The sequence below is a fragment of the Mesorhizobium sp. USDA 4775 genome (genome assembly GCF_054062655.1).
In genome coordinates this window covers 4,229,689-4,255,088 of the sequence record NZ_JBSSFM010000001.1, presented here as the reverse complement: position 1 = coordinate 4,255,088, position 25,400 = coordinate 4,229,689, and the positions used below count along the sequence as shown (strand labels likewise).

The window sequence follows — 25,400 nt, the reverse complement described above, 5'->3', positions numbered from 1 at the left end:
TCAGGCGATATGGGCTTTGTAGGCGGCCTCGTCCATGAGGCCGGCGAGCTGGCTTTCGTCGGCAAGCTTCATCTTCCACAGCCAGCCGGCGCCGGTTGCCGCGGAGTTGACCAGCGACGGGTCGGAAGACAGCGTGCCGTTGGCCTCGGTGATCTCGCCGTCAACCGGCGCGTAAACGTCGGAGGCCGCCTTGACGGATTCGACCACGACGGCGGTGTCGCCCTTGGTCAGCTTCTTTCCGATCTCCGGCAGTTCGACGAAAACGAGGTCGCCGAGCTGCTCCTGCGCGTAGTCGGTGATGCCGACCGTGGCGATACCTCCTTCGACGCGGAGCCATTCGTGATCTGATGTGAAATAGGTCGTTGCCATGGAGTTCATCCTTTGCGGTAGCGATGAGGGGTGAAGGGCAGGGAGCTGATATCGACGGGGATCTTCGTGCCGCGTACGTCGGCGAACAACCGTGTGCCGGGCTTTGCCAGCGCTGCGGCGACATAGCCCATGGCGACCGGATGGCCGGCCGAGGGGCCAAAGCCGCCTGACGTGACATGGCCGGCGTGATTGCCGTCGGCATCGAACAGGGCGGCACCGGCGCGCACCGGCTGGCGGCCTTCCGGCTTCAGGCCGACGCGCTTTTGCGCCGGGCCGCGTTCGACGGCGGCGCGCAAGGCGTCGGCGCCGATAAAGGCGCCGGAAGCTCTGATGTCCTTGGGAATTGCCCACATCAGCGCGGCGGCGGCCGGGTCGGTCTCCGGCGTGATGTCCTGGCCATGCAGGCAGAGGCCGGCCTCAAGCCGCAGGCTGTCGCGCGCGGCAAGGCCGATCCACAGAACGCGTTCATCCTCGAGCAGCTTCGTGACCAAATCACGCGCGTCCGCCTCCGGCAGGCCGATCTCGAAACCGTCCTCGCCGGTGTAACCCGACCGGCTCATGAACCAGTCTTTCCGCGGCTCGACCCCGTGCATGAACAGCAGCGAGCCGGTCTCGATGCCGGCACGGGACAGGACTGCCCAGGCCTCGGGTCCCTGGATGGCCAGGAAGACGCGGTCGAGCGGCTCGACCTTCACATCGAAATTCGCGGCCAGTTCACGCAGATGCTTCTCGTCGGCGGCGGCGTTGCCGGCATTGGCGACCACCATGAACCTTGTATCGCCGAGCCGGGTGACGATCAGGTCGTCGAGGATGCCGCCGGCCTCATTGAGGAAGAAGGACAGTTTCGACTGCGAGATTTCGAGCGCGCCGGCATCCAAGGGGCAAGCGCGGTCGAGCAGCGCAACCGCTTGCGGCCCGCTGACCTCGAACAGTTTCATGTGCGAGATGTCGAAGAGACCGGCATGCTCGCGGGTGTGCAGGTGCTCCTTCATGACGCCGGCCGGATAGGTCAGTGGCATCGACCAGCCGGCAAAGGCGCCGAAGCGCGCACCGGCGGCTGTGTGGATATCTTCGAGGGGAAGGTGTTTTGAGTCGTCGCCCGTCATGTCGTCTCCAGAGTCGCACGCAATCGGCCGCGAATGGCGACCAGTCCGTGCCCCTCTGTCTGAAGCCTGAGAGACTCGCGCAGCCGGAACTCTGTCAGCGGCGCTTACACCTTCGGCGCGGGGGCAAGCCCCGACTTTCCAGAGTGTCTTTCCCGTCTACGGTTCTTTTGCCTGAGAGATTTCGGGCGATTTCCCCTTCGGCGGCAGCTCTCGCTGCTCTCTCCCGCAAACAGGTAGGACTCAGAATCCCGAGCCCTCGACGCGCCATCCATAGCCCGTCGGCGACACCTTGTCACCTCCCAGCGACATCTAAAGGTGCGTCGCGATGTAACGGATTCAGGTGATGCGCTTTAGCTCTTTGTTTGATGCATGTCGTTTTCCCAAAACCGCTGCGCACTTTTGGGCGACATGCACTGGCCGGCAAGTCTTCGCTAACCACGCCGTTTGCCGGTTTTTCAAGACACTCCTGATATAGCGGGCCGATGTAACGCTTTGGGGCGGACGGGGACGACAATGGGCGAATTGATCATGAGCGCGCCGGTGGCGGGGCTGACCTCGAAGAATCGCATTGCCCCGGAGGATGTGGTGATGCTGCGCCGCGACGTGTTCGCCGATGGCGTGGTGACGCGAGGCGAGGCCGAGGCGCTGTTCGCTCTCGACCAGACGGCCCAGGACAAGTGCGCGGAGTGGGCACCGTTCTTCGTCGAGGCGGTGACCGACTACATCGTCCACCAGGAGAAGCCGTCCGGCTATATTTCGCAGGACAATGCCGATTGGCTGGTCCGCACTATTTCGCGCGACGGCATGGTCGACAGCCGCACCGAACTCGAATTGCTGGTCCATGTGCTGGAAAAGGCGAGATCCTCGCCGAGCAAGCTTTGCGTCTATGCGCTGGAGCAGGTCGCGCATGCCGTTATCGACGGCAAGGGGCCGCTGATGCTGGGCGGCGTGTTGGTGCCCGGACTGATCGCCAAGGCGGAAGTCGAGCTGCTGCGCCGCATCCTCTACGCCCATGGCGGCGACGGCAACATCGCCATCACCCGCGGCGAGGCCGAGGTGCTGTTCAGGATCAACGAGCACACCGCCCAGGCCAAGAACGATCCGTCCTGGAACGACCTTTTCGTCAAGGCGATCGCCAATTTCGTCATGTGTTCGGCCGGCTATGAGGCGCCGACCCGCGACGTGGCGCTGCGCCAGGAGAGCTTCCTCGAACATGCCGAGCCGGCAATCGGCGGGTTCTTCAGCCGCATGGTCTCCGGCAGCCTTGCTGGCATCATCGAGGCCTATCGGTCCCCCGATGACATCGAGGCCGAATGGGAGGCCAAGAACAGGGCGGCCGAGGCCCTGGCCCGCCGTGCCGAGACGATCGATGCCGGCGAAGCCAAATGGCTGGTCGAGCATATCGGCGTGGATAGGCCTCTGTACGAGAACGAGCGCGCGCTGCTGACCCTGATCAAGCATGCCTCGCCGGAGATACATCCGGCATTGAGGCCGCTGCTTGAGAAGGTTGCCTAAAGTGCACCGTCCGCTGCTGTCGTTTTACAAAGGATGATGTTGGAGTGGCCTTCGGGCCATTCCGCGAGTTCGGCGATGCGCCGGAAGCCAGCCTTCTCGTAGAGGCCCGGTGCCTGGAAGTCGTGGCTGGAGACCCAAATTCTCCTGACTCCTCGAACCGTTGCCTCAGCGACAAAAGCGCTGAGCAACTGCCTTGCATAGCCGCGACCGCGATAGGCCTCGTCAATCCACATCAATGTCAGCTCGGACGTGCTCGCCCAAGAGTAGCCGGCGGCAACGCCGATCGCATGTCCTGCACCGTCACGAATAACGAAAGCCAGTCCCCGGTCATCGGCGCAGCCCGTCGCGCGCCGGTTGTCGTTGTGGAGGCGTTCCTCGAGCGAACTCAACTCGATCGGCGAAAGATCGTGCTCGGCCTGTATGCGGGTGGTCATCAAATCCCGCCATACCAGTCATAGCCATTGTCTTCCCAATAGCCTCCGCGGCCGCCGCCGACATTGGCGAAGCCGTCGACCAACTCGATCTTGTAGAGATATTTCGGCATTTTATAGCCGAGTTGGCGTTCGACGCGGACGCGCAACGGGGCGCCGTTTTCGACCGGGAGCGGTTTGCCGTTCAGGCCGTAGGCGAGGATCGTCTGCGGATGGCGGGCGTCGATCAGGTCGATCGTGCCGTAATATTTGATGTCGCCGGACAGGCTGCGGTCGATCGTGTCGAGGCAGTGGAACATGACGTAACGCGCCTGCGGCTTGACCACCGCCTGGTCAAGCACCAGCGACAACGGCGTGCCGGTCCATTTGGCGATGCAGCTCCAGCCCTCGACGCAGTCGTGGCGGGTGATCTGCGTGCGGCTTGGCATGTTCTGAAGCTGCTCGCGGCTGAGCGACAGCGGCTTTTCGACGAGGCCCGAGACTTCCAGCCGCCAGTCGGCGAAATTGTTGGCGAGCAGGCCCTTGTAGGTGTCGTCGTCAGGGGCGGTAACGCCGTTCGGCCGCTGCGGCTGGCGGATATCGGCCTCGGTGAATTCCGGTGCCAGCGCGTCACGGCCGGCAAGCAGGCGTTGCGCGCGATATGTCAGCCCATTGGCGTTTTCGAGGAAACTGCGCAGGCCGCTGCCGATGCTCAACTGGCTGTCGAAAGCGTCGCAGCCCGACAGCATGATACCCGAGGCGCCAAGGCTGGCGGCGGTCAGGAATTTCCTTCGACTGATCTGAAAATTGGGGCTGATCTCAAACTTCGCCATGTCAGGCACTCCTCTCGGTCGTCTTGTCGTCATGCGCGGGAGGGTCGGTGCGGTACCAGCCGGTGATGATCGAGCGCAATTCGTTGATCGGGCCGGCGGCCAGGATCATCAGAATGTGGATGATGAAGAAGCCGACCAGCAGCAGCATGACGGTGAAATGAATGGTGCGCGCCGTCTGCCGGCCGCCGAGCACTTCGTTGAGGAAAGGCAGCACCGAATTCATGCTGGGCGACAGGGCAAGGCCGGTGATGATCATCAGCGGCAACAGCACGAACAGCACACCGCCATAGGCCATCTTCTGCAGTGTGTTGTATTCACGTGTGTGATGGAATTTCAGCTTCGCGTGGTCGACTATGTCCCGCGGCAGCCGCTTGAGGTCGTCGAGGCGCGGGGCGAGATCGCGCCTGATATGGCCGTTGACCAGGCTGGCGACCAGCCAGACGATCAAGGTCGTCGTCAGGATCCAAGCGAAGAAGAAATGCACGACGCGGGCGGTGCCGAGGTCATAATAGGACGGGATGGTCGCCCAGGACGGGAAGCCACGCGCCGTCTCGTTGCCTGGCGGACCCGACCAGCCGAGCACGCCCGTCGTGTCGAAGCGGTGCCCGAAGATCTCGGTGAAGCCGCGCGGCCCGGCGCTCGTGTTTTCGGCGCCGATTTCGAAAATGGTGTTGTTGTAGCCGAAGCCGGATTGCTTGCCGATATAGAGCTGCGGCCGGGCGTTGAAGATCTGCAGGCCGGAAAGCAGCATGAAGAACAGCGAAATGGCCCAGATCCAGTGTGTCAACCGCGTCCACCGCGACTGCCGGTAGATCAGCGTGCTGTCGCTCGACACGGGAGCGTCCGGTCCGGTGGCGGATTGGCTTCTGGCAACGGATTCCATTTTGTCTCGTCTCCCGGCCTCGCGGCGCGACCTGCGCGTTCATTGTCCTCCTGATACGTCGCGATCCAAACCGATGTTTCACCCGATCACGGATTTATTACGGGCCACCCAGGCTGACGGCGAGATTGACGGCCGCGGCGACGATGACCGTGTTGAAGAAAAACGACAGGATCGAGTGGACGAGGACGACACAGCGCATATGCGTGGTCGAGATGTTGGTGTCGGCGGTTTGCGCCGTCATGCCGATGACTGCCGAGAAATAGAGGAAATCCCAACCTTCCGGGCGCTTGTCGCCTGGGAACAGCAATCCGCCGACCGGGATTTTCTTCTTGGTTTCAGCGTCCACCGCATCGCCGTCCATCCAGTAGACATGCGCATAGTGAAGTGCGGCCATGGCATGGATGGTGAACCAGCCAAGCGGGATCGACAGCAGCGCGAAACCGAGTTCGACGGAATTGCCTCTGTTCTTCTGGTTGATAAGCAGGAACAACGAGACAACGGCGACGACAACGACGACGAGCGTCACGGCGAAGATGACCAGCACCGGCTGGTCGGTGGCGCGCGCATTCTTGCTCAGATACTTGCCGGTGAATTTGGGCATCTGGCTGACGACGAGAATGACGTAGGCGGCGAAAAAGGCATTGGCGCCGATCGAATAGGCGAGCGGGGCGTGCAGCAGCAACGCCACGAGCAGCGCAAACGCGCCGAAACACGCCGACATTGCGAACAGCATATGGCGCTGCATAGGTTTCTGGATCGGGGCTTCGATGGCCATGACGTCTCCACCCTGGATCGCGCTCGGTTTCTAGCCGGGTGTGGCGGATTTCAGCGCGCGCCGCAAGATGCGGTCGAGTTCACCAAGAAACCGCGAACGGTCCTGCGGCGCGAAGGAGGCATTGTAGCCCTTGCTCTCACCGGTCTCGCGCAAATGCTGCTTGAGGTCGCGCATGGCCACCGCCATGCCGATGGTTTCGGGCGTGAACGGCCGCCCGGTTGGCCCAAGCACATGCGCCCCGAGCGCCACCGCGCGGGCGGCAAGCGGAATGTCCGCCGTGATCACGATGTCGTTGGATTTGGCATTCTCGACGATCCAGTCGTCGGCGGCGTCGGCGCCCTTGGAGACCACGACATTGCGGATCATTGGATCGCGCGATGGCCGCAAGCCGCCATTGGAGACGTAGGTGACGACGACGCCGAGGCGCTCGGCGACCTTTTCCACCTCGGCCTTGACCGGGCAGGCGTCGGCATCGACGTAGATGGCGGGTGCGGGCATAATCCCTCCGAAACGGACAGGGGCCGGAAACGTGTCCGGCCCCTGCCTGAAATCTTACAGTGTTCAGGCCGGCAAGGCGCCGGACTTCTTCGCGGTCCAGGTGGCCATATAGTCCATCAGGCCAGGGTTGAGACAGTCATAGGGTTCGAGCCCGATTGTCCTTAGCTGCGCGCGAATACCGTCCATCCGTTTTGGATCGACGCCGGATTCGATGATCGACGAGACGAAGGCTGCAAACCCCGGCGGCGACCAGCCATCCTCGACGAAGCGCTCGGGATGGATGAAGGTCAGGCCCTTGAAGGGATGGTCGCGCTCGACCGGGCCGTGCATATGGACACCGCAGCCGGTGCAGGCATGGCGCTGGATCAGCGCCGCGGAATCGACCACTTTCAGCTTGTCGCCGTTCTCGCTGACGGTGACGTCGCCCGTGCCGGCCACGGCAACCACCGAGAATACCGCGCCTTCCGGCTTCCAGCATTTGGTGCAGCCGCAGGCATGGTTGTGGGCGATCTGCCCCTTGACCTTCACCTTGACCGGCTTGCTGGTGCAGGCGCAGACCAGCGTGCCGCCGGCAAAGCTCGCGCTCTCCTTTGGCAGGCCATTGTCGATTTTCGGATGCAGTTTCTCCGCCATTCTTTTCTCCTCCCAGTTGTGAACCACAGAGGTCGCTGGCCGGTCGGTCGGCGGCGTGTGGCTTGCTTCAGTAAACGACGACGCTTCGGATCGACTTGCCCTCGTGCATGAGGTCGAACCCCTTGTTGATCTCGTCCAGTTTCAGCAAATGGGTAATCATCGGATCGATCTGGATCTTGCCGTCCATGTACCAGTCGACGATGCGCGGCACGTCGGTGCGGCCGCGCGCGCCGCCGAAGGCGGTGCCCATCCAGGTGCGGCCGGTGACCAGCTGGAACGGCCGCGTCGAGATTTCCTGGCCGGCGCCGGCGACGCCGATGATGACCGACTTGCCCCAGCCGCGGTGCGAGGCTTCCAGCGCCTGGCGCATCACCTTGGTGTTGCCGGTGCAGTCGAACGTGTAGTCGGCGCCGCCGATCTGGTCGGCGTCGCGCTTGGTCATGTTGACGAGGTAAGGCACGATGTCGCCGTCGATCTCCTTCGGATTGACGAAATGCGTCATGCCGAACCGCTCGCCCCATGCCTTCTTGTCGTTGTTCAAATCGACGCCGATGATCATGTCGGCGCCGGCAAGCTTCAGGCCCTGAATGACGTTCAGGCCGATACCGCCGAGGCCGAAGACCACGGCGGTCGCGCCTTGCTCGACCTTGGCGGTGTTGATGACGGCGCCGATGCCGGTGGTGACACCGCAGCCGATGTAGCAGATCTTGTCGAAGGGAGCGTCCGGATTGACCTTGGCCACCGCGATCTCGGGCAGCACGGTGAAGTTGGAGAAGGTCGAGCAGCCCATATAGTGGAAGATCTTGTCCTTGCCGATCGAGAAGCGCGACGAGCCGTCGGGCATCAAGCCCTGGCCCTGCGTGGCGCGGATCGCCGTGCACAGATTGGTCTTTCTCGACAGGCAGGACGGGCACTGCCGGCATTCCGGCGTGTAGAGCGGAATGACGTGGTCGCCCTTCTTGACCGAGGTGACGCCCTTGCCGACATCGACCACCACGCCAGCGCCCTCATGGCCGAGAATGGCTGGGAACAGGCCTTCGGGATCGGCGCCCGACAGCGTGAACTCGTCGGTGTGGCAAATGCCGGTCGCCTTGATCTCGACCAGCACCTCGCCTTCGCGCGGACCGTCGAGGTCGACCTCCATGATCTCCAGCGGCTTTCCGGCGGCGACAGCGACAGCGGCGCGGGTTTTCATAGGGCGTCCTCCAAATGCGAATTTTTTTCCAAGGTTTCAGGTTTTTTCGACACGATCAACTAGAAGCTGGTGCCGAGACTGGGCCACAGCGATGAATTGGAATCGCAAATCGATTGAAAGGCAGTGATTTGCATGGTCGGCTTGACCCCGCAAGCACAGGTCATAAAAGGAACGACCGACCGGAGGGGAATGACCTCAGCATGTTCACGAAAATCCTGATCGCCAACCGTGGCGAGATCGCCTGTCGCGTCATCAAGACGGCGCGCAAGATGGGGATTGCCACGGTCGCCGTCTATTCCGATGCCGATCGCGATGCCGTGCATGTCGAGATGGCCGACGAGGCGGTGCATATCGGGCCTTCGCCCGCCGCGCAAAGTTATCTTGTCCCTGAAAAGATCATCGCCGCCTGCAAGGAAACCGGGGCTCAGGCCGTGCATCCCGGCTATGGCTTCCTGTCCGAGCGCGCCGCCTTCTGCGAAACGCTGGAGAAGGAAGGCATCGTCTTCATCGGCCCGAAGCCCAAGGCGATCAAGGCCATGGGCGACAAGATCGAATCGAAGAAATTCGCCAACGCCGCCAAGGTTTCGACCGTGCCCGGCTGGCTTGGCGTCATCGAGAATGCCGACCACGCCGAACAGATCGCCGGCGAGATCGGCTATCCCGTGATGATCAAGGCCTCCGCCGGCGGCGGCGGCAAGGGCATGCGCATTGCCTGGAACCAGTCGGAAGTGCGCGACGGTTTCGACCGGGCGCGCTCGGAAGCCAAGAGCTCGTTCGGCGACGACCGCGTGTTCATTGAGAAATTCGTCGTCGATCCGCGCCATATCGAGATCCAGGTGCTGGCCGATGCGCATGGCAATGCGCTCTATCTCGGCGAGCGTGAATGCTCGATCCAGCGCCGCAACCAGAAGGTGGCGGAAGAGGCGCCGTCGCCCTTCCTCGATGCCAAGACGCGCAAGGCCATGGGCGAGCAGTCGGTGGCGCTGGCCAGGGCGGTCGACTACCAGAGCGCCGGCACGGTCGAGTTCATCGTCGACAAGGACAAGAACTTCTATTTCCTTGAAATGAATACACGATTGCAGGTCGAGCATCCGGTGACCGAACTCGTCACCGGCATAGATCTGGTCGAGCAGATGATCCGCGTCGCCGCCGGTGAGAAGCTCGCCTTGAAGCAAAGCGACATAAAGCTGAATGGCTGGGCGGTGGAAAGCCGGCTCTATGCCGAGGACCCGTATCGCAATTTCCTGCCGTCGATCGGCCGGCTGACGCGCTACCGGCCGCCGGAGGAAGGGCAATTCGGCGATGTGATCATCCGCAACGACACCGGCGTCACCGAAGGCTCCGAGATTTCGATGTTCTATGACCCGATGCTCGCCAAATTGTGCACCTGGGCGCCGACGCGCATCGAAGCGATCGATGCCATGTCGGAAGCGCTCGACAGTTTTGTGGTCGACGGTATCGAGCACAACATTCCGTTCCTGGCGGCGCTGATGCAGCATCCGCGCTGGCGGGAAGGGGCGATATCGACCGGCTTCATAGCCGAGGAATATCCCGACGGTTTTGCGCCCGTCGTGCCGAACAGCGGAGAAAAAGCAGTTCTCACCTCGATCGTGACCGCGGTGGAATTGCTGCGCCGCGACCGGCTCGACCGGCTGGGCGGGCGGTTGGCGCCGCATTCGGGTGCGCTCAAGCGCGATTGGGTGGTGAAGCTCGGCGACGACTACCTCCAGGCGTCCATCCTCGAAGGCATGATATCCATTCCGATGGAGATCGACCTGTCGATCGACGGCGGCAAGGCGCTGACCGTTTCATCCGACTGGCGGCCGGGCGACCTGATCTGGCGCGGCACGGTCGGCAAGCGCTCCGTTGTCGCCCAGATCCGGCCTGTCGCCAACGGTCTTCGCATCGCCTGGAAAGGCATGTCGGTGACCGCGCGCGCCATGCTGCCGCGCATCGCCGAGCTGGAACGGCTGATGCCGGAGAAGGTGGCGCCGGACACGTCGAAACTGCTGCTTTGCCCGATGCCCGGCCTCGTCGTGTCGATCGCTGTCACCGAGGGCCAGGAGGTCAAGGCCGGCGAGACCTTGGCCGTGGTCGAGGCGATGAAGATGGAAAACGTGCTGCGCGCCGAACGCGACCTCGTCGTATCGAAACTCAACGCCAAGCCCGGCGACAGCCTGGCTGTGGACGCGGTGATCATGGAATTCGCCTAGAGATTGTTTGGAAATTCTACTTCGGCCGCCATCTGAAGGCGTTTTCTGCGCTTCCCGTTCTACTTGCGCACCGGTTCTCGAAACCACCATCATATGACTCGCCGGAGCGAATGTCGAAACAATCTCTGAGGTGAGGCGCCGTGCATTCGGCAAGCCTGTGATTGGCGGTCGTTTGTGCTGGACTGGTATCGCCCTGTCCCGGACAATACATCTCCATCGACTCAAGGCCTTCGACAGCGCGAGAAATCATGGCGGATGACAGACTCCCACGCGACCCCCTGAAGCGCGAAGCCGCGATAGCGGCGGCGCGGCCGGAGGTGCCGGCGCGGCCGTTCGTGCATCTGCGCGTGCATTCGGCCTATTCGCTGCTCGAGGGCGCGCTCCAACTCGGCAAGATCGTCGGCCATGCCGTGAAGGACGAGGCGCCGGCGATCGCCGTCACCGACACCAACAATCTGTTCGGCGCGCTCGAATTCGCGCAGAAGGCGGTGAAGGAGGGTATCCAGCCGATCATCGGCTGCCAGATCGCGCTCGCCTTTTCCGGCGAAAACAGCGACGGCCAGCGGGATCGCCGGCGGCAAGGCCCGGAAATGCGGCCGGTCGTTCTGCTCGCCGCGACCGAAGCCGGTTATTCCAACCTGGTCAGGCTGGTCAGCCGCGTCTATCTGGAAACACCGCCCGGCGAGGCGGTGCATCTGACGACCGAGATGCTGGAGGGAAAGGCCGATGGGCTGATCTGCCTCAGCGGCGGGCCACGCGGCCCGATCGGCAACGCCTTGAAGGAGGATCGCCGCGATCTGGCCGAGGTTCGGCTTTTGACGCTCAAGGCGATGTTCGGCGACCGGCTCTATGTCGAATTGGACCGGGTCGCGGGCTATGACCGGGTCATCGAACATCAGACGATCGATCTCGCCTATGCACACGAACTTCCGCTTGTCGCCACCAACGAGGCGTTTTTCTCTTCACGCGACGATTATGAGGCGCATGACGCGCTGATCGCCATCGCCGAGGGCTCCGTCGTCGCTGTCGATACCCGCCGCCGGTTGTCGCCGGACAATTTCCTGCGCAGCCAGGCCGACATGGCAAAGCTGTTCGCCGACCTGCCGGAAGCGATCGACAATACGGTCGAGATCGCCCAGCGCTGTTCCTATTATCCGAAAACCCGCAGCCCGATCCTGCCACGCTTCACTGGCGGCGATGCCTCCGACAAGGATGCGGCCGAAAAGGCCGAGGCCGCGGAGCTCGCCCGCCAGGCGCGTGAGGGGCTCGACGCACGGCTCGCCCTGCACGGACCAACTCCGGGCTACACGGTCGAGCAGTATCGCGAACGGCTGGAATTCGAGCTCGGCATCATCGAGAAGATGAAATTCCCCGGCTACTTCCTGATCGTTGCCGACTTCATCAAATGGGCCAAGGCGCAAGGCATTCCGGTTGGGCCGGGCCGTGGTTCGGGCGCCGGGTCGCTGGTCGCCTATTCGACGACCATCACCGACATCGATCCGCTGCGCTTCTCGCTGCTGTTCGAGCGCTTCCTCAATCCCGACCGCGTGTCGATGCCCGACTTCGACATCGACTTCTGCCAGGATCGCCGCGAAGAGGTGATCCGCTACGTCCAGCAGAAATACGGCCGCGACCAGGTCGGCCAGATCATCACCTTCGGTACACTGCAGGCCCGCGCCGTGCTCCGCGATGTCGGCCGCGTGCTGCAGATGCCCTATGGCCAGGTCGACAAGCTGTCCAAAATGGTGCCGCAGAACCCGGCCAATCCGGTCAAGCTGGCGGACGCCATTGCCAATGAGCCGCGCTTTGCCGAAGAGGCCGAGAAGGAGCCGATCGTCCAGACGCTGCTCGACATGGCTCAGAAGCTGGAAGGTCTTTACCGCCACGCTTCTACGCACGCCGCCGGCATCGTCATCGGCGACCGGCCTTTGTCGGAACTGGTGCCGATGTACCGCGATCCGCGCTCGGACATGCCGGTCACCCAGTTCAACATGAAATATGTCGAGCAGGCCGGGCTGGTGAAGTTCGACTTCCTCGGCCTGAAGACGCTGACCGTGCTGGAGACGGCGGTCAAGCTGATCCGCCGGCGCGGTATCGACATCGACCTGGCGACGATCCCGCTCGACGACCCCGAGACCTACGCCATGCTGTCGCGCGGCGAGGTGGTCGGCGTGTTCCAGGTGGAAAGTGCCGGCATGCGCAAGGCGCTGATAGGCATGCGGCCCGACTGCATCGAGGACATCATCGCGCTCGTCGCCCTCTACCGGCCAGGCCCGATGGAGAACATCCCGACCTACAATGCCAGAAAGCATGGCGAGGAGGAGATGGCCTCGATCCATCCCAAGATCGACCATCTGGTGAAGGAGACGCAAGGCGTCATCGTCTACCAGGAACAGGTGATGCAGATTGCGCAGGAGCTGTCCGGCTATTCGCTCGGCGAGGCCGACCTTCTGCGCCGCGCCATGGGCAAGAAGATCCGCGCCGAGATGGACAAGCAGCGCGAGCGCTTTGTCTCGGGTGCGGTCGAGCGCGGTGTCAGCAAGACGCAAGCCGACTTTATTTTCGACCTGCTGGCCAAGTTCGCCGACTACGGTTTCAACAAGTCGCACGCAGCCGCCTACGCCGTGGTCTCGTACCAGACCGCCTATCTCAAGGCGCATTATCCGGTCGAGTTCCTGGCCGCGTCGATGACGCTCGATATGGGCAATACCGACAAGCTCGCCGACTTCCGCCAGGACGCGCTGCGCCTCGGCATCGAGGTTCTGGCGCCGTCGGTGATGACGAGTTTTCGGCCTTTCGAGGTCGGCGAGAACCGCATCTATTATTCGATGGCCGCACTCAAGGGCGTCGGCGACGCGGCGGTCGAGCACATCGTTGCCGTGCGGGGCGAAAAACCGTTCAAGAATCTCGCGGATTTCTGCGAGCGGGTCGATCCCAAGATCGTCGGCAAGCGCGTCTTCGAAAGCCTGATCATGGCCGGCGCGCTCGACTGCTTCGGCCATGATCGCGCCCAGATGATGGCTGGCGTCGAACGGATGATGGGATTGGCGTCACTTGCCCAGCAGAACGCCGTTTCCGGCCAGGCCGATATTTTCGGCGCCTCACTCGGCGCTCAGTCGCAGGCGTTGAACCTGCCGGCGACGGACCCATGGCTCGCCGCCGACCGGCTGCACCGCGAGTTCCAGGTCGTCGGTTTCTATCTCTCGGCCCATCCGCTCGACGAATACAAGGCGGCCTTGCAGAAGATGCGGGTGCAGAACTGGGCGGAGTTCTCGGCCGCCGTCAAGCGCGGCGCTTCTGCCGGCCGCCTGGCAGGCACGGTGACCAGCAAACAGGAGCGCAAGACGCGCACCGGCAACAAGATGGGCGTTGTGGCCTTTTCCGATACTTCCGGCCAGTACGAGGCCGTGCTGTTTTCCGAAGCGTTGGCGCAGTACCGTGACTTGCTGGAAGCCGGCCGCTCCGTCGTGATCACCGTCGCGGCCGAGGACCGGCCCGAGGGCGTCAATTTGCGCATCAACTCCGTGCAATCGCTGGAGGAGGAGGCAAGCCGTATCCAGAAGGCGCTGCGCATATTCGTCAGGAACGATGGACCCGCCTCGATAATCCAGTCCCAGCTCACCCAGCGCGGTGAAAGCCAGGTGAGCATCATCGTAATCAAGGAAGAGGCCCAGGGCGAGGTCGAGATCGCTTTGCAGGGCGGCTACCGCGTCTCGCCGCAGATCGCCTCGGCGATGCGCGCCGTGCCCGGCGTGGTCGAAGTGGAACTGGTGTGATCGCCGCGCTTGGCAGGCATCGGCGCATGCCGCCCATGTCATCGCGATCGGCATGAAGGCCGCTGACAGGCGAGCATCACAGGATCGTTCCGCGATGGCGCGGCTGCGCGACATGCTGCGCAGGCTCTATCATGGGCGCACGCCGGCCGCCTTCCGCTTTCAGGTTGCGGCAATCGTCATCGATCTCGCCATCATCGCCTTCTTCATCGCGACACCCGTCATCCAGCATTCGGCCTCGTTCCTGTGGCTGGATTATGCGGTGGCGGCGCTGGTCGGCGCCGATCTGATTGCCAGGCTGCTGGCTTCCAACGACATGCTGCGCCTGATGAAGCAGCCGACCTCCTGGGTGGATGTCTTCATCCTGTTGACGCTGCTGATGCCGACGGCGCTCGCCAATCTCGGTTTCCTGCGCATCCTGCGGCTGTGGTCGCTGTCGCGCAGCGGTTCGATCTGGCGGCATTTCGAGATGCGTGGGCTGAGGCCCTGGCGCGAGGCAAGCAATGCGGTCATCAACCTCTTGACGTTTCTGTTCGTCATCACCGGCTTCGTCTACACCTTCTTCTTCCGAAACGGCGCCGGGCTGGAAAACTACATCGATGCGCTTTATTTCACCGTCGCCACGGTGACGACGACCGGCTTCGGCGACATCGTGCTGCCGGGAATGGCCGGCAAGCTGACGGCGATCGTCACCATGATCATCGGCATATCGCTGTTTGTCAGGCTGGCGCAGGCGATCTTCCGGCCGGCCAAGGTGTTCTTTCCCTGTCCGCAATGCGGGCTGCAGCGGCATGAGCCGGATGCCGTGCACTGCAAGGCCTGCGGGCACGTCCTCAACATACCGAACGAAGGCGACTGACTGGCTGACTGCTACGATGCCGCCACTTCAGCCGGCTGCACCGGTTTGCGCTGCAGGTTGAGCAGATTGCCCATCAGGATCAGGAGAGCGCCACCGGCGGTGAAGGCGTCGATCTGCTCCTTGTAAAGCAGCCAGCCGACCAGCGCCGACAAGGGCACCCGCAGAAAATCCATTGGCGAAATGACGGTGGCGTCGGCATAGGTGAGCGCGCGGGCCATGCAGAAATGTGACGACATGCCGGTGAAGGCGATCAGCAGGATCCAGGGCCACAGTTCAAGCGATGGCGTGCGCCACACGTAGACGGCGGGGATGAGGCCGAGCGCCGACTGGATGATCAGCATCCAGAAGATGATGCGCACGACGCTGTCGGTGCGCGTCAGCGATTTGACCAGGACCAGCGATATGCCGAAACAGACCGCGGCGCCCAGCACGACCAGATGTCCGGGATCAACCGCGTTGACGCCTGGACGGACGATGACCACCACGCCGATCAGGCCGAGCACGACCGCCGCCAGTTTCGGCCGGCTCAGCCTTTCGCCGAGAAACGTCACCGCCAGGATCGCCGTCCAGATCGGCGTGGTGAATTCGATCGAGATCAGCACCGCCAGCGGGATCAGGGTCAAGGCGTAGAGCCATGCCGCCTGGCCGGTATAGTGGACGACGTTGCGCGCGATATGGGCGAGGGGACGCTGCGTGCGCATTGCCGAGAAGCCGCCGCTCGCCAGCACCAGCGGCAAGAGGATGAAGAAGCCGATCACCGAGCGCAGTTCCAGCACCTGGAAGACGTTGAGTTCGGCCGTGGTGGCGCGGCCGGCGACCGACATAGCCAGGAAAGAGCTGATCGACAGCGCCATCCAGAACGCGGCCTTGGGGATCGAGGGGGTGGGTGCCATGGCAGCTATCTCGCAGGCCGGGGCTTTTGCCGCAACCGCTAGCCGCTCCATTCTTCTGGGCCAGTTGCAGCGGCGTGATGTTGCAAAACGGGCATGTTGCGAGCGGAACCCGATAGGCCAGTGGGCGTTGAGTCCCGATATTCAGCCGAGCTTCGCAGGGCATCTTGCCTTTCAGCATCGACAGGAGAGTTTCGATGAGACCATTCGCGCAATTTGCGCTTGCTGGCTGTCTTTTGGTCGCGGCAGGCACGGCACACGCCGATGACACCAAGTTTCTCCAGTCGTTCAAGGGTAATTTTGCCGGCAAGGGCACTGTACAGGTCACCACGGATGTGCCGAACGTCAGTGTTTCCTGCAGCTTCAAGTCGAACGCGACCTCAACCTCGCTCTCGCTGGATGGCAGTTGCCGCGGTCTCGTCTTGGTGACACGTGCCATCAGCGCCAAGTTGAACGTCACCGGCGCGAAATACAGCGGCGTCTATGTTGGGTCGCGCACCGGGCCGGCACAGCTGAACGGCAGCCGTTCGGGCAACGCGATCAATCTTGGCATCCGCTGGGCCCAGGAGGTCAATGGTGATCGCAAGGCGCGGATGACGGTCGAGAAGCGAGGCGAGAATGGCATCCGGCTGACGGTCACCGACACCGATCCGACAACCGGCAAGAACGTGGTGACGAGCAGGATCGATCTGACGCGCACCTGACGGTCTGACCTGAATCGCAACACATCCGGTATCCAGGCTCAGTCTTCAAGCGGCTCCGGCGGATGGGCATCGCGTCCTTTGCCGAACGTATAGCCGGTTTCCACCGCCTTGCGGCCGAACTTGTCGCGCAGCGCATCGATGGCGCCCTCGGCCATGGCGCGCTTGCGCGACTGGACGTCGACCAGATCCGGTGGGTCGGCCTTGTCGTCGTCGGAGAGGTCGCTGACGCCGATGCCGAGCAATCGAAATTTCGTTCCGTCCGTTTCCTTGCGAAGAAGCTCCACCCCGGTCTGAAAGATACGGTCGGCGAGCCGGGTCGGGTCGCCGAGCTGGCGGTTGCGCGTGCGCAGCTTGAAATCCTGCGTCTTCAGCTTCAGCACCACGGTGCGTCCGGCAATGCCTGACTTTTTCAACCGCGCCGAGACCTTTTCCGAAAGCCCTCTCAGCACCGAGACCAGTTCGTCCAGCGACGCGATGTCGGTGTCGAAGGTGGTTTCGGCCGATACGCTCTTGGCGTCCTGGTCGGGGTCGACGCGGCGAACGTCCTCGCCACGCGAAAGCCGGTAAAGCCGGTCGCCCATCACGCCGTAGCGGCGCATCAGGTCGCCACGCTCCATCGTCTGAAGCTGGCCGATGGTGCGGATGCCGTCGCGTTCCAGCGTGGCGTTGAACGCCTTGCCGACGCCCCAGATCATGGTCACCGGCTGCGTCGCCAGGAAGCCGACTGCCTCGGCCTCGCCGATGACCGAAAAGCCGCGCGGCTTGCGGAAGTCCGACGCTATCTTGGCGAGGAACTTGCAATAGGATAGGCCCGCGGAAACGGTGATGCCGATCTCCTTCTCGACGGCCAGTGCGAAGCGCGCCAGCACCACGGCCGGCGGCAGGCCGTGCAGCCGTTCGGTGCCGGCGAGGTCGAGAAACGCCTCGTCGATCGAAAGCGGCTCGACCAGCGGCGTCAGCGCCTGCATCATGGCGCGCACCTCGCGGCCGACACGTACATATTTTTCCATGTTGGGCGGGATCACGACCGCCTCGGGGCAGGCCTCGAGCGCCTTGAACATCGGCATGGCGGAGCGCACGCCCCGGATGCGGGCGATGTAGCAAGCGGTGGAGACGACCCCGCGCTTGCCGCCGCCAATGATCAGCGGCTTGTCCTTGAGCGGCGGGTTGTCGCGCTTTTCGATCGCCGCATAGAAGGCGTCGCAATCGATATGTGCGAGATGCAGCCGGTAAAGCTCGGGATGACGGGCAAGGCGAGGGCTGCCGCAGCGCTCGCAGCGGCGCGTTTCACCGCGCTGAAACGTCAGGCAGTCACGGCAAAAACCGTAATCGGGATTGTTGACAGGGGCCGCCATCACTGCGAACATAAAGAGAACAGAGGCAATGGTACGACAGTGCAGGGTCAGCGACAAGCTTGGCCTGGGGAGAACCGTATGAGCACGACCATAGTACCGCTGGCGCCTGAGCTCTGGCCTGATTTCGAGGACCTTTTCGGCAAACAGGGCGCCTGTTACGGCTGCTGGTGCACGCATTTCCGGCTGGCGCCGGCGGCGCGGCGCGAGAGCAGCCGCGAACGCAACAAGGACCACATCAAGGCGCGCATCGAAGCCGGCCCGCCGCCCGGCCTGCTGGCCTTCGAGGATGGGAAGGCGGTTGGCTGGATGCAGATCGGACCGCGCGCCGACGTGCCCGAATGGAACAACAAGGGCAGGGGCTCGGCGCCGATTGATCCCGCCGACGCTTCCGATCCGGCCGTCTGGGCGATCTCCTGCTTTTTCATCCGCGCCAAGGCGCGGGGCCGGGGCATCACGCATCGCCTCGTCGAAGGCGGCATCGATTTCGCCCGCAGCAACGGAGCACGGCTTGTCGAGGCCTGCCCGATCGACCTGTCGCGCGATTCGCGATCGATCGGCCTGTTCGTGGGCTCGTCGGGGGTGTTCGAGAAAGCAGGGTTCGAGAGGCTGGTGGAACGCAAGGCGGGCCGCCCGCTGATGCGGCTGGTGCTGAAGCCGATTGCCTGACCGTCATCATCTTGCAGTTGTGATGGTATTTCCCTACCAGAAGCACGAAACGATTTTTGTCTTTTCGATCGAACGGAGACTTCCCGTGAACCGTATGTTGCCAATTGCCTTTACCGCGCTTCTGCTCAGCGCGCCCGCCTTCGGCCAGACCGTCGACAGCAAGGGCGCGAAGCAATTGTCCGATGACCTGTCCCGCTATGTCGGCAAACAGGCGCTCGACAAGGGCATCCTGAAGGTTTCGGTCGAAGGCGACGCCTACAAGGTCACGTTGGACATCAAGGCGCTTGCCGCGACGTTTCCCGAGCAGGGAAAGGTGAGATTGGACTTCGCGCCCTACGCCGTGCTGGTGAAGCCGCGCAGCGACGGGACCTGGGATGTCTCGATGGATTTTTCGCAAAGCGGATCTTTCGAGTTCAACGGGCCCGAGGGGCTGCAAAGCACGCAGTTTTCGATCAAGGACGGCAAGGGTTCCGGGGTCTATGATCCCAATCTGGCGGCCTTCATCAGCGGCGCCAGTTCGATGGCCGGCATGACGATGGCCTCGAAGGATGCCAAGCAGCAGATGGAGGCCAGCACGGGTGCCGGCACCGCGACGATCGCCGCCACCAAGGCTGCCAATGGCGGCGTCGATTTCACGATGTCGCAAAAAATTTCGAATTTCGCCGAGGCGATCAAACTGGACGATCCCGAGAACGGGCTGAATTTCCCGGTCACCATCAAGTCGCCGGAATTGTCGGTAGAAGCCAGCGGCAAGGGCGTGCAGACGAGGCCGCTGCTCGACCTCCTGGCATTTGCCGTGGCCAATGAGGACGAGAAGACGCTGAAGGCAAACCAGGCGGAGCTCAAGTCGCTTCTGCGCGCAGCGCTTCCGGTGTGGGAGCGCATCGACGGCACCTATGGCTTCAAGGATTTCGCAGTCGACAGCCCGATTGGCACTTTCGGCGCAACCCAGCTCAGCACCGCGTTCGGCAGCGACGGCGTTTCTCAGAGCGGCAAGGTCACCTACGGCATCAAGGCATCGGGGCTGACCGTGCCGCAGCAGCTTTTGCCTAGCTGGAGCGTTGCGTTGCTGCCCACCGATATCGACCTGAACTTCGGCGGTGCCAATATCGATCTCGACAGCATGGCGAAGAAGGCGATCGAAGCCTTTGATCTCAATCAGGATCCGCCGCTGTCGGCCGAGTTTGGCGACCAGCTCAAGGCCGACTTCCTGGCCAAGGCGCCGAAGGTCGTCATCGGCCACAGCGTTGTGAAGAACAAGGACATGGAGATCGCGCTGGAAGGCGAGATGACGAGCTTCGGGCAGAAACCCGACGCAAATCTCACTGTCGATGTCGCCGGCTTCGACAAGATCATGGCGCATCTGCAGGAAGCGGCAAAGGCGGAGCCGGAGGTCGGGCAGTATGTGCCTGTCGCTCTCATGGTCAAGGGTTTTGCCAAGACGCTGCCGGACGGCCGGCTGGAATGGGCCGTCAGCACCAAGGCCGACGGCTCGGTCACCGTCAACGGCGTCATGCTGAAGCCCGCCGATCCGGCGGTGGACGACAGCGTCGGCGACGGTGACGGCGCGGACGAAAGCAGCGGCGGCGACAATGGCGATGGCGCCAATGGTGGCGGCGGCGACAATGGCGGAGCCGGTGCGAAGCTGAATCCTTGAGGGTTCGGCTTTTCTGCAATTCCGGGAAAGCGCATGGCGCTTTTCCTGAGATTGCGTCTGACGTTTAGAGCCCCAGCGCGCCGGCGATCCTCGGCCCGGCTTCGTGCCAGTCCTGGACGACGATGACATCGTCCGGGACAGGCGGCAGGAAGGCGCGCAGCGAATTGTCGGCCATCAGGTGGAAGAGACTGGCGTCGGCGACGGATTCGCGCACAGACGCCAGATTGTGCGGCTGGTCGTCGACGAAGACCACAGGCCGGCCACTCTTGCCGCGCAGCCTGGCCACCGCCGGTCCCTTGGCCATCTCGGTGGTCAGCAGCGGATAGCTCAGCCCGAGCGCGTCGAGATGCGCGCGGCGCACGGCACGATGCCGGTGCGGCATGGCCGTCAGCATTATGATTTCCGCGCGGTTGCCAAGCCTTGCCAAGGTTTCCGCGGCGCCGTCGGTTATGCTTTGCCAATCGGCCTGGGTGTCGAAGAAATCGCCCAGAAGTGCCGTCACTTCTGGCTGTTCGATCAGACGGCCGCTGGCCGTTTCGGCAATGTTGCCGGTCAGCCGGAAGGACGCCAGCGTCAGGCCATAGCCGCGCGACTTCAAGAAATGCGGGAAGGGGCGAATGAATTCGAGCACGACGTCGTCGACGTCGAGCACCAGCAGCGGCCGGTCGTCCGCTGACAGTTCCTCGATCTGGCGCGCGGTCTCGGGATCATCGCTCATATGGAAAGCTCGTGGTTGTCGTCGCCGATCGGCAGTGCACGCAACGCCTTGCCGACGGCGGCCGGCGGCGTACCGGTTTCCTCGGCAAAGCGCATCAGGGTCGGCTCATGGGCAAGGATAAACTGCAGCACGCCAGCCAAAAAGCCCGGCTCGCCGGCGGCCTTGCGGATCGAATGCGCCTCTATGCCGGTGATCGCCAGAAAGCGCGGCAACAGCTCCGGATCAGAGGCGACGAAGCCCAGCGCCTTCACGGCAATGGTTTCAGCCTCTTCGCGCATTGACGCCGCGTTTGCCATCACTACCTTCGGTACGTGGAATGAGTCTCTTCCGCAGTAATGGCAAGATTTGCTTGCGGCAAGCCTTTACAGCGTCGCGCGCCGTTTGGACGCGCAGCGAGGCGAGGTGGAATTCGCGCTGCTTTGCAGCCCGGAGGTTTCCGTTTCGTCAATCATATTGCCGTATAGTGAAGCAGGGTTTGGTGCGTTCAACCGGGAGCGCATGACGGCCACCTTCGAGCGGAAGGACGGCCGGGACGGGATGTCGATGCCTAAGAAGGTTATGATCGTCGAGGACAATGAGCTCAACATGAAGCTCTTTCGGGACCTCATCGAAGCGAGCGGTTACGAGACGGTGCGCACCCGCAATGGTCTGGAGGCGCTCGACCTGGCACGTCAGCATCGGCCGGATCTCATCCTTATGGACATCCAGCTGCCCGAGGTGTCGGGGCTGGAAGTGACCAAATGGCTGAAGGAAGATGACGATCTGCACGTCATTCCGGTCATCGCCGTGACCGCCTTCGCCATGAAAGGCGATGAGGAACGCATCCGCCAGGGCGGCTGCGAGGCCTATATTTCGAAGCCGATCTCGGTGCCTCGTTTCATCGAAACCATCAAATCTTACCTGGGCGATGCCTGATGTCCCTTTCCAGCCGAGCCGGAGCGTTGTGAAATGACCGCGCGGATCCTCGTCGTCGACGACATCCCTGCCAATGTGAGGCTGCTGGAGGTCCGGCTGCTGGCCGAATATTTCGAGGTGCTGACGGCCACCAACGGGCCTGACGCCATCGAGACCTGTGAAAACGGCAAGGTCGATGTCGTGCTGCTCGACGTGATGATGCCCGACATGGACGGGTTCGAGGTCTGCCGTAGGCTGAAGAGCGATCCCGCGACGTCGCACATCCCGGTGGTGATGATCACCGCGCTCGACCAGGTTTCCGACCGCGTGCGCGGGCTCGAGGCCGGCGCCGACGATTTCCTGACCAAGCCGGTTAACGACCTGCAGCTGATGACGCGGGTCAAGAGCCTGGTCCGGTTGAAGTCTCTCACAGACGAACTCAGGCTACGGGCCTCGACGACGCGCAATATCGGCATCGAAGAGCTGCTCAGCCGCAATTTCGCGTCCGAGGACACGGCGCCGAAAGTGCTGTTGATCGACGAGCGCAAATCGTCTGTCGAGCGCATCCAGAAAATGCTGCTCGACCGTGCCGACCTCGATGTTATCGGCGACCCGCATGCCGGGTTCTTTCAAGCCGCCGAGACGTCCTATGAATGCGTGATGATCTCGACGGCCTTCGCCGATTTCGATCCGCTGCGGCTCTGCTCACAATTGCGCTCGCTCGACCGCACCCGTTTCGTGCCGATCATCCTTTTGGCGGAAGAGGGCGAGGAGGAGCGTATCATCCGCGGTCTCGAACTCGGCATCAACGATTATCTGATGCGGCCGATCGACCAGCAGGAGCTGACGGCGCGGCTGCGCACCCAGGTGCGCCGCAAGCGCTACAACGACCAATTGCGCGCCAGTGTCACCCAGACCATCGAGATGGCGGTGACCGACGGCCTGACCGGGCTGCACAACCGCCGCTACCTCGACAGCCATCTGCAGACGCTGTTCGACCGCGCCGTGGCGCGGCGCCGGCCGCTGTCGGTGATGATCACCGATCTCGACCGTTTCAAGTCGATCAATGATGCCTATGGCCATGATGGCGGCGACGAGGTGCTGCGGGAATTCGCGCGGCGGCTGCGCAAGAATGTCAGGGGTATCGACCTTGCTTGCCGGTTCGGCGGCGAGGAGTTCGTCGTGGTGATGCCCGACACCGATGGCGCCGTTGCCGAGAAAGTGGCCGAACGCATTCGCGCCGAAATCGCCCAGAAGCCTTTCGCCATCGGCGCCGACGGCAAGACGATCGAGGTTACCGTCAGCGTCGGCGTGTCGTCGGTGCTGAAGGGCGTGGATACGGTGGCGGCGCTGATGAAGCGCGCCGATCTCGCGCTCTACGAAGCCAAGAGCGGTGGCCGCAACCGCGTTGTAGCCAAGGCGGCGTGAGCATCCGCGACCGATTCCACGGTCAATCCAACAAGGTTAGCTATTTACCTTAATCCAAGCGATTCGCGAGCCTTGGTTAAGAAACTGTTGATTTTCATAAGCTCTTGCGTAAATGTGAAGGCCAAGACGAAGCCGGCACGAGAGTAGACAACCGGCTCGATCCCTAGAAATACCCCATGATGCTCAGGTCCGCCGCATCTCCTGGGTCCGTGGGGTCGGCCGGCCGGCGCTGGCACATAGTGGCCTCCTCGTACCGCTGCCAAACGCCGACCGGCCCCCTTCCTCCAAACAGAACATCAGAACTTCGTGCCAAGGCACGAAGGACTCTGATTTTTTTGCCTGTGAGCAATCTGGACTCCCGTCTTCGATCCGCGGCTGTCGGCCGGCCAAAGCGACCCGCGCGGGAGAGCACCCCTTCCATTCATACATATGGCGCACAAGGGGCTTGCGGCAAGACCCGGCTCCTCCCGTAAAAAACCCGCAGATCAGGCGCGAAAACGGGAGTGGCGATCAATGATTTCAGAGCATGCGGTGGTGATCGCCGGGGGCGGCCCGTCAGGATTGATGCTGGCGGGGGAACTCGCGCTGGCAGGGATTGATGTGGCCATTGTCGAGCGGCGGCTGGACCAGCAGCTGATCGGGTTGCGCGCGGGCGGCCTGCACGCGCGTACCATCGAAATTCTCGATCAGCGCGGAATCGCCGACCGGTTTGTCTCGCAGGGGCAGAGCTTCCCGACCGTCGGCTTCCACATGATCCGTTTGGATATCAGCGACTTTCCCAGCCGGCACAACTACCTGCTGGCGCTGCGTCAAAACCACATAGAGCGGATATTGGCCGACTGGATCAACGAGTTGGGGGTGCGGATCCATCGCGGACAGGACGTCACTGGTTTCGCGCAGGAGGATGGCGGCGTCGACGTGGAGCTGTCCGGTGGCCAACGGTTGCGGGCGCAATACCTCGTCGGCTGCGACGGAGGGCGCAGCACGATCCGCAAGGCGGCGGGCATTGAGTTCCCCGGATGGGATCCGACGATGAGTTGGATGATCGCCGAGGTCGAAATGTCTGGGGAGCCGGCATTGGGCTTTCGCAGCGACGCCTACGGAATTCATGCGATAGGCAAGATCGAGGAAAGCGGCCGGGTGGGTGTCGTGTTGACCGAGAGGCAGTTGACCATCGGCGGCGAACCGACGCTGGCCGATCTCAGCGAGGCGCTTGTCGCAGTCTATGGCACTGATTACGGGGTCCACAATCCGACCTGGATCTCCCGCTTTACCGACGTGACACGGCAGGCCGCCGCCTACCGCGACAGACGTGTCCTGCTGGCCGGTGACGCCGCGCACATCCATCCTCCGATGGGCGGGCAGGGGCTCAACATCGGCGTGCAGGACGCGGTCAATCTGGGGTGGAAGCTGGCCCAGGTGGTCAAGCTGATATCACCGGAAAGCCTTCTCGACAGCTATCACACCGAGCGTCATCCGATCGCCGTTCGCGTCCTGCGCAACGCGAAGGCACAGGTTGCGCTTCGTCGTATGGATGCCAGCACCAAGGCATTGAACGACACTTTTGCCGAGCTGCTTGGCATGGATGAGCCGCGCAAACGGATCGCCGCGGAGATGTCCGGTCTGGGCATCCACTACGATCTCGGTGTGGGACATCCACTGCTTGGGCGGCGAATGCCCGACCTCGACCTGGCCACGGCCAGCGGTCCAGTGCGGGTCTTCAGCTTGCTTCATGACGCCCGGCCGGTGCTTCTCAACCTGGGCGAACCAGGCAGGCTGGACATTGCGCCCTGGGCGGATCGGGTCCGGCAGATCGAGGCTGGATATGACGGCCCCTGGGAGCTGCCGGTTCTCGGGACGGTCGCCGCGCCCGCCGCCGTTTTGATCCGGCCCGATGGCTATGTGGCCTGGGTTGGGGTCGGAACCCAACAGGGGTTGGCCGAGGCGCTGACCATCTGGTTCGGGCCGCCCGCCAGTTAGCGGATAAGATGGAGGCGGGTCCACGCAATGTCCTGAAGCGCATCGC

At 62.9% G+C, this 25,400-nt stretch carries 23 protein-coding genes and 1 riboswitch; of the genes, 10 read left to right on the top strand and 13 right to left on the bottom strand.

The genetic code is table 11. The features are described from left to right. On the bottom strand, window positions 1–369 hold the full coding sequence (gene gcvH / locus ACVILI_RS20815; RefSeq protein WP_027046888.1) for a glycine cleavage system protein GcvH: 369 nt from the start codon (window positions 367–369) through the stop codon (window positions 1–3). 5 nt (window positions 370–374) lie between these two features. Continuing rightward, complete coding sequence (gene gcvT, locus ACVILI_RS20810) at window positions 375–1,475, bottom strand: glycine cleavage system aminomethyltransferase GcvT (RefSeq protein WP_038647063.1); 1,101 nt, start codon at window positions 1,473–1,475, stop codon at window positions 375–377. A 149-nt stretch (window positions 1,476–1,624) separates the two neighbouring features. Further along, a riboswitch (glycine riboswitch) is annotated at window positions 1,625–1,711 on the bottom strand. A gap of 277 nt (window positions 1,712–1,988) precedes the next feature. Here gcvT and ACVILI_RS20805 point away from each other — a divergent pair. Beyond that, the gene (locus ACVILI_RS20805) at window positions 1,989–2,990 is read left to right on the top strand and encodes a hypothetical protein (RefSeq protein ID WP_038647061.1); all 1,002 of its coding nucleotides are present in this window, start codon (window positions 1,989–1,991) and stop codon (window positions 2,988–2,990) included. On the opposite strand, the gene ACVILI_RS20800 is transcribed toward ACVILI_RS20805, so the two are convergent. The 7 genes from ACVILI_RS20800 to ACVILI_RS20770 form a co-directional block, all read right to left on the bottom strand. Continuing rightward, window positions 2,987–3,424: a GNAT family N-acetyltransferase gene (locus ACVILI_RS20800; protein ID WP_051726801.1), complete on the bottom strand. Its 438-nt coding sequence runs from the start codon at window positions 3,422–3,424 to the stop codon at window positions 2,987–2,989. The genes ACVILI_RS20805 and ACVILI_RS20800 overlap by 4 nt on opposite strands. Then, entirely contained in the window at window positions 3,424–4,233 is an 810-nt protein-coding gene (locus ACVILI_RS20795; RefSeq protein WP_038647059.1) for a molybdopterin-binding protein, read from the bottom strand. Before ACVILI_RS20795 ends, ACVILI_RS20800 begins: the two co-directional genes overlap by 1 nt. Window position 4,234: 1 nt before the next feature. Then, window positions 4,235–5,116: a cytochrome b/b6 domain-containing protein gene (locus ACVILI_RS20790; RefSeq protein ID WP_038647057.1), complete on the bottom strand. Its 882-nt coding sequence runs from the start codon at window positions 5,114–5,116 to the stop codon at window positions 4,235–4,237. A gap of 97 nt (window positions 5,117–5,213) precedes the next feature. Further along, window positions 5,214–5,891, bottom strand: coding sequence for a DUF1345 domain-containing protein (locus ACVILI_RS20785; protein WP_019858416.1), 678 nt, complete (start codon window positions 5,889–5,891; stop codon window positions 5,214–5,216). A gap of 30 nt (window positions 5,892–5,921) precedes the next feature. Continuing rightward, a complete protein-coding gene (locus ACVILI_RS20780) occupies window positions 5,922–6,389 on the bottom strand; it encodes a YaiI/YqxD family protein (protein WP_019858415.1) in 468 nt (155 codons plus the stop codon). A 63-nt stretch (window positions 6,390–6,452) separates the two neighbouring features. Beyond that, window positions 6,453–7,022, bottom strand: coding sequence for an S-(hydroxymethyl)glutathione synthase (gene gfa, locus ACVILI_RS20775; RefSeq protein ID WP_027046885.1), 570 nt, complete (start codon window positions 7,020–7,022; stop codon window positions 6,453–6,455). Between the two features lie 67 nt (window positions 7,023–7,089). After that, a complete protein-coding gene (locus ACVILI_RS20770) occupies window positions 7,090–8,217 on the bottom strand; it encodes an S-(hydroxymethyl)glutathione dehydrogenase/class III alcohol dehydrogenase (protein WP_240565070.1) in 1,128 nt (375 codons plus the stop codon). A gap of 200 nt (window positions 8,218–8,417) precedes the next feature. Here ACVILI_RS20770 and ACVILI_RS20765 point away from each other — a divergent pair, with 200 nt between their 5' ends. The 3 genes from ACVILI_RS20765 to ACVILI_RS20755 all read left to right on the top strand — a co-directional run bounded on the left by ACVILI_RS20765 (window position 8,418) and on the right by ACVILI_RS20755 (window position 15,062). Next, on the top strand, window positions 8,418–10,430 hold the full coding sequence (locus ACVILI_RS20765; RefSeq protein WP_038647055.1) for an acetyl-CoA carboxylase biotin carboxylase subunit: 2,013 nt from the start codon (window positions 8,418–8,420) through the stop codon (window positions 10,428–10,430). Between the two features lie 248 nt (window positions 10,431–10,678). Continuing rightward, on the top strand, window positions 10,679–14,206 hold the full coding sequence (gene dnaE / locus ACVILI_RS20760) for a DNA polymerase III subunit alpha (RefSeq protein WP_038647053.1): 3,528 nt from the start codon (window positions 10,679–10,681) through the stop codon (window positions 14,204–14,206). Between the two features lie 52 nt (window positions 14,207–14,258). After that, window positions 14,259–15,062 carry an ion channel gene (locus tag ACVILI_RS20755; RefSeq protein WP_019858410.1) on the top strand — a complete coding sequence of 268 codons (804 nt, stop codon included), beginning with the start codon at window positions 14,259–14,261 and terminating at the stop codon, window positions 15,060–15,062. Between the two features lie 11 nt (window positions 15,063–15,073). Here ACVILI_RS20755 and ACVILI_RS20750 read toward each other — a convergent pair whose 3' ends face one another. Next, complete coding sequence (locus ACVILI_RS20750) at window positions 15,074–15,955, bottom strand: DMT family transporter (RefSeq protein WP_038647051.1); 882 nt, start codon at window positions 15,953–15,955, stop codon at window positions 15,074–15,076. 194 nt (window positions 15,956–16,149) lie between these two features. Here ACVILI_RS20750 and ACVILI_RS20745 point away from each other — a divergent pair, with 194 nt between their 5' ends. Next, complete coding sequence (locus ACVILI_RS20745) at window positions 16,150–16,656, top strand: hypothetical protein (RefSeq protein WP_038647049.1); 507 nt, start codon at window positions 16,150–16,152, stop codon at window positions 16,654–16,656. A 38-nt stretch (window positions 16,657–16,694) separates the two neighbouring features. Here the strand turns inward: ACVILI_RS20745 and ACVILI_RS20740 are convergent, their stop codons facing one another. Then, the gene (locus ACVILI_RS20740) at window positions 16,695–18,023 is read right to left on the bottom strand and encodes a DNA polymerase IV (RefSeq protein ID WP_038647047.1); all 1,329 of its coding nucleotides are present in this window, start codon (window positions 18,021–18,023) and stop codon (window positions 16,695–16,697) included. Window positions 18,024–18,089: 66 nt separating this feature from the next. Here ACVILI_RS20740 and ACVILI_RS20735 point away from each other — a divergent pair, with 66 nt between their 5' ends. Together ACVILI_RS20735 and ACVILI_RS20730 are read left to right on the top strand one after the other, a co-directional pair. Beyond that, complete coding sequence (locus tag ACVILI_RS20735; protein WP_019858404.1) at window positions 18,090–18,677, top strand: GNAT family N-acetyltransferase; 588 nt, start codon at window positions 18,090–18,092, stop codon at window positions 18,675–18,677. Window positions 18,678–18,762: 85 nt separating this feature from the next. Further along, a complete protein-coding gene (locus ACVILI_RS20730) occupies window positions 18,763–20,334 on the top strand; it encodes a hypothetical protein (protein ID WP_038652748.1) in 1,572 nt (523 codons plus the stop codon). A gap of 64 nt (window positions 20,335–20,398) precedes the next feature. Here ACVILI_RS20730 and ACVILI_RS20725 read toward each other — a convergent pair whose 3' ends face one another. Together ACVILI_RS20725 and ACVILI_RS20720 are read right to left on the bottom strand one after the other, a co-directional pair. Further along, window positions 20,399–21,052 carry a hypothetical protein gene (locus ACVILI_RS20725; RefSeq protein ID WP_019858401.1) on the bottom strand — a complete coding sequence of 218 codons (654 nt, stop codon included), beginning with the start codon at window positions 21,050–21,052 and terminating at the stop codon, window positions 20,399–20,401. Next, entirely contained in the window at window positions 21,049–21,348 is a 300-nt protein-coding gene (locus tag ACVILI_RS20720) for a DUF3572 domain-containing protein (RefSeq protein ID WP_038647042.1), read from the bottom strand. The genes ACVILI_RS20725 and ACVILI_RS20720 overlap by 4 nt, the downstream gene beginning before the upstream one ends. 247 nt (window positions 21,349–21,595) lie before the next feature. Between ACVILI_RS20720 and ACVILI_RS20715 the strand changes: the two genes are divergently transcribed. The 3 genes from ACVILI_RS20715 (at window position 21,596) to ACVILI_RS20705 (ending at window position 25,354) form a co-directional block, all read left to right on the top strand. Next, window positions 21,596–21,967, top strand: coding sequence for a response regulator (locus ACVILI_RS20715; protein ID WP_006334976.1), 372 nt, complete (start codon window positions 21,596–21,598; stop codon window positions 21,965–21,967). Window positions 21,968–22,000: 33 nt separating this feature from the next. Beyond that, entirely contained in the window at window positions 22,001–23,374 is a 1,374-nt protein-coding gene (locus ACVILI_RS20710; protein WP_019858398.1) for a PleD family two-component system response regulator, read from the top strand. A 513-nt stretch (window positions 23,375–23,887) separates the two neighbouring features. After that, complete coding sequence (locus ACVILI_RS20705) at window positions 23,888–25,354, top strand: FAD-dependent monooxygenase (protein WP_457102582.1); 1,467 nt, start codon at window positions 23,888–23,890, stop codon at window positions 25,352–25,354. Window positions 25,355–25,400 lie beyond the last annotated feature (46 nt).